This is a genomic window from Pilosibacter fragilis (assembly GCF_032490495.1).
GTDB lineage: Bacteria > Bacillota > Clostridia > Lachnospirales > Lachnospiraceae > Pilosibacter > Pilosibacter fragilis.
On record NZ_JAVYJB010000009.1, the window covers coordinates 78,586 to 93,095 of the forward strand.

The 14,510-nt window shown below is 47.7% G+C and carries 10 protein-coding genes; 8 read left to right on the plus strand and 2 right to left on the minus strand.

What is annotated here, in order from left to right; genetic code table 11:
• The first annotated feature begins 37 nt into the window (after positions 1-37).
• The 7 genes from ABCW45_RS10255 to ABCW45_RS10285 all read left to right on the plus strand — a co-directional run bounded on the left by ABCW45_RS10255 (position 38) and on the right by ABCW45_RS10285 (position 10,061).
• Entirely contained in the window at positions 38-1,078 is a 1,041-nt protein-coding gene (locus tag ABCW45_RS10255; protein ID WP_343220780.1) for a zinc-dependent alcohol dehydrogenase, read from the plus strand.
• 26 nt (positions 1,079-1,104) lie between these two features.
• Positions 1,105-1,866, plus strand: a complete 762-nt coding sequence (locus ABCW45_RS10260; protein ID WP_343220781.1) for an SDR family oxidoreductase — start codon at positions 1,105-1,107, stop codon at positions 1,864-1,866.
• 493 nt (positions 1,867-2,359) lie between these two features.
• Complete coding sequence (locus ABCW45_RS10265; protein WP_215702164.1) at positions 2,360-4,192, plus strand: NAD(P)-binding protein; 1,833 nt, start codon at positions 2,360-2,362, stop codon at positions 4,190-4,192.
• The gene (locus ABCW45_RS10270) at positions 4,186-5,919 is read left to right on the plus strand and encodes a [FeFe] hydrogenase, group A (RefSeq protein WP_343220782.1); all 1,734 of its coding nucleotides are present in this window, start codon (positions 4,186-4,188) and stop codon (positions 5,917-5,919) included. The genes ABCW45_RS10265 and ABCW45_RS10270 overlap by 7 nt, the downstream gene beginning before the upstream one ends.
• A 311-nt stretch (positions 5,920-6,230) precedes the next feature.
• Positions 6,231-7,763, plus strand: coding sequence for an AbgT family transporter (locus ABCW45_RS10275; protein WP_343220783.1), 1,533 nt, complete (start codon positions 6,231-6,233; stop codon positions 7,761-7,763).
• A gap of 13 nt (positions 7,764-7,776) precedes the next feature.
• Positions 7,777-8,985 carry a M24 family metallopeptidase gene (locus ABCW45_RS10280; RefSeq protein ID WP_343220784.1) on the plus strand — a complete coding sequence of 403 codons (1,209 nt, stop codon included), beginning with the start codon at positions 7,777-7,779 and terminating at the stop codon, positions 8,983-8,985.
• Between the two features lie 23 nt (positions 8,986-9,008).
• On the plus strand, positions 9,009-10,061 hold the full coding sequence (locus ABCW45_RS10285) for a uroporphyrinogen decarboxylase family protein (protein WP_343220785.1): 1,053 nt from the start codon (positions 9,009-9,011) through the stop codon (positions 10,059-10,061).
• A gap of 68 nt (positions 10,062-10,129) precedes the next feature.
• Here ABCW45_RS10285 and ABCW45_RS10290 read toward each other — a convergent pair whose 3' ends face one another.
• Positions 10,130-11,089: a LysR family transcriptional regulator gene (locus ABCW45_RS10290; RefSeq protein WP_343220786.1), complete on the minus strand. Its 960-nt coding sequence runs from the start codon at positions 11,087-11,089 to the stop codon at positions 10,130-10,132.
• Positions 11,090-11,174: 85 nt separating this feature from the next.
• Between ABCW45_RS10290 and ABCW45_RS10295 the strand changes: the two genes are divergently transcribed.
• Complete coding sequence (locus ABCW45_RS10295) at positions 11,175-12,452, plus strand: L-cysteine desulfidase family protein (protein ID WP_343220787.1); 1,278 nt, start codon at positions 11,175-11,177, stop codon at positions 12,450-12,452.
• 109 nt (positions 12,453-12,561) lie between these two features.
• Here the strand turns inward: ABCW45_RS10295 and ABCW45_RS10300 are convergent, their stop codons facing one another.
• Entirely contained in the window at positions 12,562-14,493 is a 1,932-nt protein-coding gene (locus ABCW45_RS10300; protein ID WP_343220788.1) for an EAL domain-containing protein, read from the minus strand.
• Between the last annotated feature and the right edge of the window lie 17 nt (positions 14,494-14,510).

Below are 14,510 nucleotides of genomic sequence, written 5' to 3' on the forward strand. Positions count from 1 at the left end.
ATAAAACAAAGCTTTTTAGAAAAAAGGAGAATGAATTATGGCTGAAATGATGAAAGAAGTCGTTGTTGTAGAACCGCATAAATATGAGGTGCGTGAGGTTGAGATTCCTGAACTTGCAAACGAGGATGAAGTCCTTATTCAGATGAAATCCGCAGGTGTATGCGGAAGTGACCATCACATCTGGCATGGCTCCAATCCGTGCTCTACATATCCGAGAATTCCGGGACATGAGAATGCCGGTGTGATCGCAAAGATCGGTAAAAACGTGAAAAATGTGAAAGTGGGTGACCATGTTATCGTGGATCTTCTCTCCTCTTGCGGAACCTGTTACCAGTGTACGCATGGAAGAAAGAATGTGTGCGAGCATGTAAAAGTAAGAGGTTCCGGAGCAGACGGCGGCTGGAGAGAGTATTTCACAGCGCCGGCAAAAGAAGTATACAAGATTTCCGATTCTGTCAAGTGGGAAGATGCGGCACTTGTTGAGCCGTTTGCAATCGGTTCCCACTGCACAGGACGCGGTCGTGTGGTCGAAGATGATGTCGTATTTATCCTTGGTACAGGCACGATCGGTTCCATCATCTTACAGACATGTAAGGCGAAGGGCTGCAAGACCGTGATTTGCTGTGATATCAGCGATTCTTCCCTTGAGCGCGCAAAAGAATACGGCGCTGACTATGTGATCAATTCCAAGACTCAGGATGTTGTTGCGGAGATCCAGAAGATCACAGACGGACATGGCTGCACCGTAGCGTTTGACTCTGCATGCTTCCCGGGTTCCCTGACGATGTGCCTGCAGCCGGGTATCCTTTGCAACGCCGGCCGTATGGTACCGATGGGATTCTGCACCGAGAAAGAGGGCATCACACAGGCGATGATCAACCAGAGAGAGCTCGACATCATCGGTTCCAGAATGTCCCAGGACGCTTTCGAACCGACGATCGACAGAATGGAAAAGGGCGAGTACATCACGGACGGAATCGCAACAACATTCATCAAATTCAGCGAGATCGACAAGGTATTTTATCTGATGGATCATCCGGACGAGTCCGCGAAGAAGATGGTAATCCTGTTTGACTAAGAGAAATCTGAGAGGAGAATATGATCATGGAATTATTTAATATTGAAGGAAAAAAAGCGATCGTAACAGGCGGAACAAGAGGTCTTGGCCATGGAATGGCAGAAGGTCTGATGGAGGCAGGATGTGAGGTTGCGATTGTCGGAACATCCGATAAGGTATATGATGTGGCAAAAGAATTCTGCGACCGCGGATTCAAGTGCCATGGCGTAAAGGCAGATTTCAGCAAGAGAGAGCAGGTATATCAGGGATTCAACGACTGTGTTGCTGCACTCGGCGGAGATCTTGATATCATTGTAAATGCACACGGCATCCAGAGACGTCACAGCGCCGAGGTATTCCCGATCGAAGAGTGGGATGAGGTTCTCAACGTCAACTTAAACTCTGTATTTATTCTTTGCCAGGAAGCTGCAAAGATCATGCTGAAAAAAGGCTACGGAAAGATCATCAACATCGCTTCCATGGTATCCTGGTTCGGCGGTCAGACCGTTCCGGCATACACAGCAGCAAAGGGCGGAGTTACCCAGCTTACAAAGGAGCTCAGCAACGACTGGATCGCGAGAGGCGTCAATGTAAACGCCATCGCTCCGGGATATATGGCGACAGACATGAACTCCGCGCTGCTTGATCCGAAGAATCCGAGATATCAGCAGATCACAGAGCGTATTCCGGCAAACCGCTGGGGCACAGGCGATGACATGAAGGGTGCCTGCATCTTCCTCGCATCCCATGCCAGCGACTATCTGGGCGGAGCAATCATCCCGGTAGACGGCGGATATCTTGTAAAATAACAGAATTGCTGCAAAACGGCTGTAAGACCGGATGCCGTCAGGGCAGAGTATAGATACCTCTGAAGCAGACAGATAAGAATCTGGTGCTTCAGAGGTGTTTTTTTACGCGAACAACGAGCCAAAGTCCGCGCTTGGTATGAGAATGTGCCAGGGTGTTTTTTGCCGGTATGAGCAGAAAGACAGAAAAGGCGGTCATATTTTGGATAAAATATCTGATTTGTCTAAAAAATAACGTTAAACAAAAGATTATTAAGCGAAACTGACAAAACACTTGATTTATTTAATCTATTCATGATAGAATCAAGCATATGTTAAGATGAGTTAAGAAAAAGTGGAACTGTGAAGAGATGGAACAGTTGTGAAAAATGGGAAAGACAGCGGCACAGGGCCGGCAGCAGGAAAATGGGTGTCCTGAAGAGGCGGAGCAATCCGCGCGGTTGATGTGCCGGGAACATATCCGGGGTAAACAAAAAAATGCAGAGGAGTGAATCATATGAGCAGATTGGAGATCATGTCCCCGACCCGCGCGCGGATCGTGATGGAGGGACTTTATAAAGATCTGGAGAGAAGAATCGAATCGAGCCCGCCTGGGCTCTGTCCTGTTGATATGGCGAGAGCGTTTCTGGAGCTCTGCCACGCGCAGACCTGCGGAAAATGCGTTCCGTGCCGGATCGGTCTTGGGCAGTTAAACCAGCTGATCCGTGACGTATTAAACGGAAAAGCGACGATGGATACGCTGGATCTCATGGAGAAGACGGCGCTTTCCATCATGGATTCCGCGGACTGTGCGATCGGCTATGAGGCGGCGAACATGGTCTATAAGGGGCTGATCGGCTACCGCGATGACTATGTGGAGCACATCAAGAAAGGCCGCTGTACCTGTACATACAACCAGCCGGTCCCGTGTGTCGCGATCTGTCCGGCCCATGTGGACATTCCGGGTTATGTGGCGCTCGTGGAAGAAGGAAGATATGCCGATGCGATCCGCCTGATCCGGAAGGACAATCCGTTCCCGACGACCTGCGGTTTTATCTGTGAGCATCCATGTGAGGCGAGATGCCGGAGAAACATGGTCGACGACGCGGTCAATATCCGGGGACTGAAACGGTTCGCGGCAGATTACGCGGGTGTTGTGGATCCGCCGAAATGTGCTCCGTCGACTGGGAAAAAGGTCGCTGTCCTCGGCGGCGGTCCGGGAGGTTTAAGTGCTGCTTACTACTTACAGCTCATGGGACATCAGACGACCGTGTACGAGATGCTGCCGAAGCTCGGCGGTATGCTGCGGTACGGGATCCCGAACTATCGTCTCCCGAAAGATCGGCTGGATGACGATATCAACGCGATCTTAAAGACCGGCGTGGAAGTAAAATATGGCTTAAAGATCGGTGTGGACATCACGATCCAGGAACTGCGGGAACAGTATGATGCGGTGCTCATCACGATCGGCGCCAGCACGGATAAGAAGCTTGGACTTCCGGGTGAGGACGCGGACGGCGTTCTCTCCGCGGTACAGTTCCTGCGGAGTGTCGGAAAAGACGAGATCATCGACCTGACCGGAAAGGAAGTCGTTGTCATCGGCGGCGGAAACGTGTCCATGGATGCAGTCCGCACGGCAAAACGACTTGGAGCGAAGAAAGTCAGCATTTTATATAGAAGACGGAGAAACGATATGACGGCGCTGCCGGGGGAGATCGAGGGCGCGATCGCGGAGGGGATCGAGATCGTGACCTTAAAGGCTCCAGCGTCCTTAGATGTCGGGGAAGACCACAAGATTCACGGCATCTACGCGACCCCGCAGATGATCAGCGCGATCAGGGACGGCCGCGCCAGCGTGAAGCCGACCGGAGAGCCGGATGTCTACATCCCGTGCGATGTCCTGATCAAGGCCATCGGACAGGATATCGAGTCCGGACATTTCGAGAAAGCCGGGATCCCGGTATCCCGCGGAAAGATCGTGACCTTAAAGAGCGGTGCATTTGAAAACATGCCGGGCGTCTTCGCGGGCGGCGACTGCTCCAGCGGTCCGGCATCTGTAATTAAAGCGATCGCAGCAGCGAAGGTTGTTGCGGCGAACATCGATGAATACCTGGGTTACCACCACGAGATCACGAGCGGAGTGGAAATTCCGGAGGCGAGCTTAAAGGATAAGACTCCGTGCGGACGTGTGAACTTAATGGAGCGGGAAGCAGGCGAGCGTGTCTGTGATTTCGAGGCAGTCGAGAAGTGCATGACCGAGAAGGAGGCGAAGCAGGAAGCCGGACGGTGCCTGCGCTGTGATCATTTCGGATACGGAATCTTTAAAGGAGGCAGGAGTACATTATGGTAAATATTACGATCGACGGAAAAAAGATTTCGGCAGAGGAAAATATTACGATCATGGAAGCTGCCGAGAAGAATGGGATCCCGATCCCGAAGCTCTGCTATTTAAAGGGGATCAACGAGATCGCGGCCTGCAGAGTCTGTGTTGTGGAGCTGGAAGGAAAAGAAAAGCTGATCACATCCTGCAACAACCTCGTGAAGGAAGGCATGGTCATCCATACGAACAGCCCGAAGGTCCGGAATCACAGAAGAAATACGGTCCAGCTGCTGCTGTCCCAGCATGATAACCGCTGCGTGGTCTGTCCGAGAAACGGAAACTGTGGTCTGCAGCAGGTGGCATATGATCTGAATATTCTGGAAATCCCGTTTAAGCAGGAACCGGAATATCAGCCGTGGGATAAGAATTTCCCGCTGATCCGTAATTCCGCGAAGTGCATCAAGTGTATGCGCTGTGTTCAGGTCTGTGATAAGATCCAGGGACTCGGGATCTGGGATGTGGAAGGAACCGGTTCCAGAACGACCGTGAATGTCGCAGGACATAAGACGATCGGGGAAGCGAACTGCGCTCTCTGCGGTCAGTGTATCACCCACTGTCCGGTCGGTGCCCTCTCGGAGCGCGACGATACGGAAAAGGTCTGGGAAGCGATCGAAAATAAAGAGAAGATCGTTGTGGCGCAGGTTGCCCCGGCGGTGCGTGCGGCCTGGGGCGAGGAACTTGGACTCTCCGGCGCGGACGCTCCGGTCGGAAAGATCTTCGACGCATTAAAGAGAATGGGCGTCGATTACGCGTTTGATACGGTATTTTCCGCGGATCTCACGATCATGGAGGAGAGCACGGAGTTTATCAGCCGTTTCACAAGCGGCGAACTGAAAGACCGTCCGATGTTCACCTCATGCTGCCCTGGCTGGGTTCGATTTGCAAAGAGCCAGTTTCCGTATATGGTGAACTACCTCTCCACGGCGAAATCCCCGCAGCAGATGTTCGGTGCGGTCATGAAGACATATTTTGCGGAAAAACTCGGAGTTTCTCCGGATCAGATCTTTACGCTCTCCATCATGCCCTGCGTGGCAAAGAAAGGCGAGCGTGAGATGGACCTGTTCTACGGGGAGTATGCCGGACATGACGTCGATGCGGTCCTCACGACGAGAGAACTCGTGAAGATGATCCGCTCCGCCCATATCCGTCCGGATACACTGGTCGAGATCCCGGGCGACAGCCCAATGCATGCGGGAACCGGCGCCGGTGTGATCTTCGGCGCGACCGGCGGCGTTATGGAAGCAGCCCTGCGCACCGCATATTTCACCTTAAAGGGCGAGAATCCGCCGGCAGACGCGTTCCGTGCGGTCCGCAGTGAAGGATTCCAGGAAAACGCAGGAGTCCAGGAAGCGGAGTTTGCGATCGGCGACATTAAGCTGCGCACCGCAGCAGTCAGCGGCCTTGGAAATACGAGAAGACTGCTGCAGCAGATCGAGCGCGGGGAAGTCCACTACGACTTTGTCGAAGTCATGGCATGCCCGGGCGGCTGCGTCGGCGGCGGCGGACAGCCGATCCACGACGGCGAGGAGCGGGCGTTTGCGCGCGGAAAGAAATTATACGAACTGGATGCGGAATCAGAACTCCGGTATTCGCATGAAAACCCGGATATCAAGGAAATCTACAGCGATTTCTTCGGAAAACCGATGTCCCACAAGGCACATATGCTGCTGCATACGGAGCACTGGAAAAACAAATAAATGTACAGGTAATATACCGGATATAAAAACAGCATGTATCTGCAGGAAAAGCAGGTGCATGCTGTTTTTTTGCGACATCGGAAATATGAAAAAAGTCTCCGCAAATAGTAGTGTGATGTGTTAAAAAGTACAACTAGTTGATTGTGAATATACCATAAATATCTGTTAGATTTGTTGTATGTATTGGAGTACAATAAGTTTGTAAATAGGGAGGGGCTAAAACTTCCTAATTGCGAGAATTTCATCGTTGATTAGCCCGAAGATGAAAATAGAATTGGAAAACAGGCAATTTACAAAAAAGGAGGAACTTTATGGGTACATCCGATACAAAAAAGAAACGAGGATTGTTAGAAGGATTTCTTCGCAATGTTGAAATCATGGGAAATAAAATTCCCCATCCGATGCTTCTTTTCATCTATCTTTGTATAGCTACGATCGTAATATCAGCAGTATGCTCAATGTTACATGTCAGTGCAGTAAATCCTGTGTCAGGCGAAACAGTAGAAGTTGTGAATTTATTCAGCAAAGACGGATTCGTTAAGATGCTTACAACATTTGTGAGCAACTTTACAGGAACCTCAGCGTTAGGATTGACACTGACATGTATGCTCGGTGTTGGAGTTGCGGAAGCTTCTGGCTTATTCCACACAGCATTAAGAGGACTTGCCAAGACGAAAGGTTCTGACTTAAAGGTCATCATTATTTTCTGCTTTGTCTGTGTAATGGCAGACTGTACAGGCGGTGCAGGATTTGTTGTAATGCCGCCTTTAGGTGCATTGATCTGGGCCGCAATGGGACGTAATCCAATGGTTGGCATGCTGGCTGCTTATGCATCTGTTTCTGGCGCTTTTGCGTCTAACCTGCTGATCACTTCCATGGATGTTGTAAATATGGGATATACAGAGGCCGCAGCAAAACTTCTTTTACCGGATATCACGTTAAGCCCGTCCATGAACTGGTATTTCAGCATGGTATCAACTGTATTTTTAACGATCTTCTCCGTATTTATCACAATAAAGTATGTAGAACCGAGAATGGGAAAATATACGGGAGATTATGTAGAAAAAGCGGAAAATCCGTCTCCGTTAGATAACAAAGGGCTGAAATGTGCACTGATAGCATTTGGTATTTATCTGATTGTATTTGTGATCTTATGTGCAACAGGCATTCTGGCAGACGAGAATGGTTCCCTGCTGAATTCTGCAGCACCGTTAATGAAAGGCATGACAGTCCTGATCGCATTAATGTTTGCGATCCCTGGTCTTGCATTTGGTTTTGGCTCCGGCCGATTCAAAAAGTTTGATGATGTTGCAAGCGCTATGACACAGGCAATGGCGGGAATGGCATCGTATATTGCATTGTTCTATTTTATTGCACAGTTCTTAAAGTATTTTGATTGGTCAAATCTTGGACTGATCATTGCAATCCATGGTGCAACGGCTCTTGAAAAATCAGGCTTGCCAGTATGGGCGATCATCATTTTATTCGTCATTATGTGTGGCTTTTTAAACCTTCTGATTGGTTCTGCGTCTACAAAGTGGTCATTGCTCAGCAGTATATTTGTTCCGATGTTCATGCTGATGGGATATTCACCGGCATTCGTACAGATGGCATATCGTATTGGCGATGCGATCACAAATCCAATCTGTCCGACATTTGCATATTTTGGAATGCTTTTGGCATTAGCACAGAAATATGATAAAAAAGCAGGTTTCGGAACGTTAATGTCCAATATGCTTCCATATGTCATTGGATTCTTTGCATTTATGATAGCAGAACTGTTGATATGGTTCTTCCTTGATCTGCCGTTAGGACCGGGAAGCTTTGTGACATTTACCATGTAGAGGTGAAATATATATGAGTATTATTGATGATAAAAGAGCACCGGAAGAACTCCGGGGATATGTAAAAAAGCGTATTGACAATATGCGTGAAAAAATGTTCCGGAAAGGAGTAGATGCAGCGATCCTCCTGAGACCGGAAAACGTATTTTATTTCAGTAATTTTAATCCGATCATTATCAGCCATGTTCCATATTTTATTATCACAAAGGATAAAGCGATTCTTCTGGTCCATGCAATTCGTTATGCACATGCGATGAATGAAGGTGCAGTGGACACGGTTATGTGCTATGGAAAATGGGGAAGCGCAGTACCAGTTGCACTGGATGCTTACGATGCAATCCGTGAAATTATCGGAGCTGAAAAAATCACTCTTGGAGTTGAAGGTGATTATGCAAGCGTAAATGTGGTAAAGAAACTGGCAGAAAAGCTGGATGTGAAAGGTGTCGTGGATATCGCCCAGGATGCGCTTGATCTCAGATTGATCAAAGACCCATATGAGATTCAGATGTGCAGGATTTCTGGTGAATTTGTAGACTGTGGTGTTACGCATGCGCTTGAACAGCTGGAAAACGGGGCAAGTGAGGCACAGGCGGCGACAGAAGGTCAGTATGCGATGAGGAAACTCTGGCATGAAAAATATCAGAAATATGAAGTATCCGGATTTTCAAACTCAGAAACAGCTGATATTGACACACTGGTCGTATGGTGCATGTCAAATGAGCGATTAAATTATGGCTGCGACTGCCCGAGCGGATATGTTCCGATGCCGGGAGATATCACAATGCCGATGAGCTGGGCCCGTATTGGCGGATATAATGTGGAAAATGAACGAACAGTTCTGGTTGGGGATGTCTGCGAAGAACGTGCCCGCGCATATGATGCGATGCTAAGAGCTAGGGAAAATATTTTTAACATGCTCCGCCCAGGAACGATATTTGAAGATATGTATTTTGCCGCAATGAAAGAGTATGAAGATGCAGGATTTGCCAACATCCTTCCAGGAAGGTGCGGTCATGGAATGGGATTATCCACGCATGAATTTCCATCCGTGACGAAAGGAAACAAAGCATCGTTAAAACCAGGAATGATCCTTACTGTAGAACCAGGACTTATGAGTGCAGAACTTGGAGCTGTCCGGCATAGTGATACGGTACTTATTACGGAAGAAAGTTTTGAATTTTTAACAAAATCCAGAAGAGATAAGATCGTAATTAAAAAATGATGTAATACGAATGAGGTGGTAATATGACAAAAAAAGATAGAATCAGAGCAGCAGTCAATGGAAAACAGCCGGATCGTATGCCGTATTCATTCTGGACACATATGCCAGGAATCGATACAGATCCTGAGAAGATTGCAGAAAAGACATATGAACTTTATAAAAAATATGATTGGGATTTCATCAAGACCATGAATAGCGGGATGTACTCAATCGAAGATTTTGGATGCAAAATTGACGCTTCAGAAGTACTGAAGGGCGGTGTATCGAAGATCACTGAAACACCGGTACATTGTTCAGAAGATCTCTATAAATTGAAAGAAGTCTCAATTGAAGAAGGGGCATATGCGCGCGAATTAAAGCATCTGCAGCTTGTTTTGGATAAGGTAAAGGAAGAGGATGTTCCTGTTATTACAACCGTGTTTTCACCATTAACGACACTCGATAAGATCTGCGGAAAAGTGACTGTAAAGGCGAATGTAGGAAATGACAATGTAAAGGATATCAAAGTCAGCTGGCTGTCCATTTATATGAAGGAAAATACGGATGCGGTGAAAGCAGCTCTGGAGGAGATCACGAAAACGACGGAAAAATACGCCGCAAGGGTGATTGAAAACGGAGCGGATGGAATCTTTTTCGCATCGCAGATGAGCAGCTATAACCAGTGCACACTTCAGGAATATCTGGAATTTGGGAAAGAATATGATCTCAGAGTCATAAAGGCGGCTGATAAGGGATGGATGAATACGATCCATTGCCATGGTGATAATCTGATCTTTGAAGTTTTAAAGGATTATCCGGTACAGATCTTCAACTGGCACGCATGGGAGACGCTGCCGGATGTAAATGAAGCTTACGTAATGACCGGAAAGTGCCTGATGGGTGGAATCAATCGAAAAGATATTACGGAACGTAAGAAAGAGAAGATCCAGAACCAGATCTTCCAGTGTTATAAAGAGATGGGAGGAAAACACCAGATCCTGACACCTGGTTGTGTGATCAGGTATCCATTGGATACAGATATGTTGATGTACATTAAAAACACCTTACGAGAAATTGAGGAAAAATTAAAAAGATAGGCAGATGAAAATTTAGGACAAACCTTCCTGTTAGCAATCGGCAGCAGGAAGGTTTCCTCTTAGAACGATTAGAATGACTCTGAAAAAAGAGCTTTTGCGATGGAAACGAATTCTTTTCCTGCACGCGTCAATGTATGGTTTTTTTTTCGGCAGATGCCAATGACGGATTTATTGACAATGCTGTGTGTGTCAATGATGTAGATGGTATGATTCTTCATCGCGGCCGGGTTGAAAAGAAGCGTGTTTTTTGAAACAAATGCCTTTTGAAGGATAAAAGACATTGGAACGACACAGGCCCCCATACCTTCCATGCAGAGTGCAATCTGGGTAAGCAGGTTTGTAGTCGTAAGAATAATCTCCGGATGCATATCATACTCCTGACAGAGAGATAAAAATACCTGCCCATTCATGGTATGTGTGGACTGCACGATAAAAGGAATCTTTGAAAATTGTGTGATTGGAAGAGGAACGTCGTCGGAAATATTATCTGGTAGCTCAATACAATCTAAAAAGTGATTGGGAATGAGGATTGCAAAACTCTCTGTATAAAGGGGAATAAATCTGTATTTGGGATCATTTTCCGGAAGCCAGCCAATAAAAAGATCAATGTCAGCGGTATCGAGGGAGGAAAGTAATTTCGGTGTATCTCCCTCTAAAAGATTCAACTGCACATGGGGAAAGTTCCTGTGGAATGCGGACAGAAGGGGCGGAAGCATAAGTGTTCCTCTTGTTACAGGGATTCCAATGTTCAGAGTGCCGTAACGAAAATCTTTGATATCATTGATCTCCCGGTTGCAGTTATCGAGATCCTGAAGGATCGTCCGGCTGTATTTATATAAAACATGTCCGGCATCGGTCAGAGCCATCGGATTGCTTCGAGAAAATAACTTTACCCCCAGATTTTCCTCAAGTTTGGAAATATGATGGCTTAATGCCTGTTGTGAAATGTACATTTCCCTTGCAGCACGGGAGAAATTCATTGTCTCTGCGGCTGCCATAAAACAACGGAGACTTGTTAAACTAAGCATGATACCTCCACAAATAAAAAGTTGTTGAAATTAACTGTAGTATATAGGAAAAAATTGTAAAAAGCAATAGAAAAGGATGAAGCAAATGGATGAGAAATTATATAAGAATCATCTGGAAATACTGAAAGAAGAACTGATCATGGCACTCGGATGCACAGAGCCAATTGCAATCGCGTACGCGGCCGCAAAAGCACGGAAACTTCTGGGAGAAATGCCGGAGAGTTGCGTAGTCTCCTGCAGCGGCAACATTGTAAAGAATGTCATGGGAGTGACGGTACCGAACTCCGGCGGATTAAAAGGAATCGATGTGGCAGCGGTACTGGGAATCGTGGGCGGAGACCCGGATATGGACCTGGCAGTGCTTGAGGGTGTGACAAAAGAGGATCAGGAGAAGACAAAGGAGCTTTTGAAGCGGAAATTCTGTACCTGTAAACTGATCGAAGGCGTGGCGACTCTTTATATTGTAGTAGAACTTTGTGCCGGAGAGCATACGGCACTCGTTGAGATCCAGAAGACTCATAAAAATATTACCCGGATGGAAAAAGACGGGGTAAGTGTTCTGGAAAAAACCGGGGCTGGTGAGGAAAATGGTTGTAAGACAGGAGATAAGCAGCTTCTTACCGTGAAAAACATTCTGGAATTTGCGGATGAAGTAAAGATCGGAGATGTGGAGAAGATCCTGAACCGGCAGATCGAGTGTAATATGGCGATCTGTCGGGAAGGCCTGGAACATCCGTATGGAGCAGAGGTTGGAAGAATCCTGATCGACGGAAACGAAAATCCGACGGTGGGCCTGAAGGCACGTGCATTTGCGGCCGCAGGTTCGGATGCCAGAATGAACGGCTGTCCGATGCCGGTGGTCATCAATTCCGGAAGTGGTAATCAGGGAATCACGGTCAGCGTGCCGGTCATTGTTTACGCGCAGGAGAAAAATATCGAAAAAGAAAAACTTTTGCGAGGACTTGTAGTTTCAAATCTGATCGCAGTTCATCAGAAAAAATATATCGGAAGTCTGTCTGCATACTGTGGCGTTGTGAGCGCCGCATGCGGAGCAGCCTGCGGTATCTGCTACATGCTTGGATATCCATATGAAGTGGTCTGTGAGACAATTACCAACACCATCGCAACTGTGGGAGGTATGGTGTGTGATGGTGCGAAATCATCCTGCGCAGCTAAAATTTCGACAGCCCTTCAAACTGCGCTTCTTGGAATGAAAATGGGATTACATGACAGGGCATTTCAGCCAGGTGAAGGTCTGGTGGAGGATGATGTTGAAGAAACAATTCGAAGTATCGGACGCATGGGACGAGATGGTATGCACTCTACGGATTTGGAAATTTTGAATATTATGCTTGGAAATTAAAAAAAGAGGATCTGCCAGTGGACATTGACTTCTGGTAGATCCTCTTTTTTATAAAAAGTCTGATCCTCCAGCTATGCTGAGGAGAATGGAATCAGTGCAGACAGTAATATCATATGCGATACCGTTCTTGGGGACGGTATGATTTATCCAGAAGATCAAGAAGCTTCTCCGGTGGGAGCGGTTTTGAGAAATAGAAGCCCTGGATCATGTCGACACCGTAGTCGCTTAAAAGTTTTACCTCGGCAGCTGTCTCCACACCCTCTGAGATCACATGGAAGTCCATATTCTGGAAGGAAGACACGATGCTGTGATAGAAGTTCGCGGAGCGCGGATCCTCACAGATTTTGTTTAAGAGGGAGCGGTCCAGCTTGATCGCGGAAAATGGAAGCTGCATGACCGTATTCAGGTTCGCATATCCGGAACCAAAATCATCGAGGCAGAGACCGATTCCGGAATTCGCGAAATCATCGACCGCCTTATTGAGTGCGCTGTTGTATTCTGTGGCGACTGTCTCCGTGATCTCGAACTGGATGAAAGAATGTTTGATGCCATACTCATCCATGAGCCGGATCAGACGGGAGCTGCTGTTTGTCTGGATCAGGTCTAACGGGGAGAGGTTCATCTTAATATTACAGAGTCTGTCTGTGAGAAGCGGGTGCTCCTGGATAAAACGGCAGATCCGGCGGAACTGGAGATTCGTGATCCTGTCGACCAGATGATTCTTTTCAGCGATCTGGATAAAAATGTCCGGAGGGATCCAGCCGAGCTCCGGGTGATATAGACGGCTCAATGCCTCCAGCGTGATGTAGCGCTTCTCCTTCAGGGAATATACGGGCTGGTAGTAGACCTCAAACAGATCATTCGTGATCGCGGTGTGCAGAAACTGCTCCACCTTTTTCAGGTAAAGGAAGCGTTCCATGGTCTTGTCCGTATCACGGACGGTCTCATTGAGCCCGGTGTTCGGCGCGAGCGACTCCAGATACTGCGCATAATCAAGGATGGAACCGCCATCCTCGAATCGTTCCGCATGAGAGATCCCGCTGATGATGACCGGGGAGTAGACAATTGTTTCCGAGAGGGCTGTATCCGGATGGAATAAATTTTTCAACTCATCAAGATAGAGTTCAAACTGCTCTTGGGAGAACGTGAAGATGAGAAATCGTTTCCCGGAAATGCGGAACACATTGTCTCCGCAGAGCCTGTGCAGCTGCCTCGCGGCGGAGAGGATCAGGCGGTCACCGCCATTCACGCTTGTTACCTTGTTGATGTGGTTGAGCTGATATAGAGTCACGGTGATGACGTGGAAGATCCTCCGGTTGGACAGCATTTCGCTGAACTTCCTTAACAGGTAGGTTTTATCGTAGAGACCGGTCAGGTTATCCGTATTCGCGTGCGGATTGTTGATCGTGATGAAAAGCGCCAGGATCCCCAGACTCAGCCCGAAACCGGTCATCAGAAGCTGGTGGCAGAATGCCTGGACAATGACGCCGGACGCAAGCAGGATGAGGATTTCAATGAGGACCAGGACTTTGGACGTTCCAAGGATCTTCCACCACAGGCAGGTCAGTATGAGGGCGGTGAGAAGATGGCTGAGGGCAGAGAAGTACATGAGCATGTACCAGGGTCCTCTTATGTAATTCATGGATGAATCGAAGGAAAACAGGAGTCCGGTCTTCAGGTTCCCGAAGATGATGCAGACCAGAATGAGCGTAGGAATCGAGGAGGCAAGCATCTCACCTGGGGAAAGGATCTTATTTGCCCGGAGAGAACGGACATAACAGATCAGGACGAAAGGCAGCAGGGCCTGGAACAGGTAGAAGACCGTTGTTGTAAACATTGCGCCCAGTCTGGTCCCGGCGTGTTCAAAGTTAATATAGAAGGTACTGAGAACCTCAAAGGCGATATCCAGGCTCACGAGGACCGAAAGGATCAGAAAAAGCTGGTTGTTCAGGTCATCCGGACGCTTCTGGGCGGAAAAATGGCACAGAATGATGAGCTGGATGATCATGGCTGCGATCAGGAAATCGGTGTTGTAACTCATATCTATTTTCCCCATTC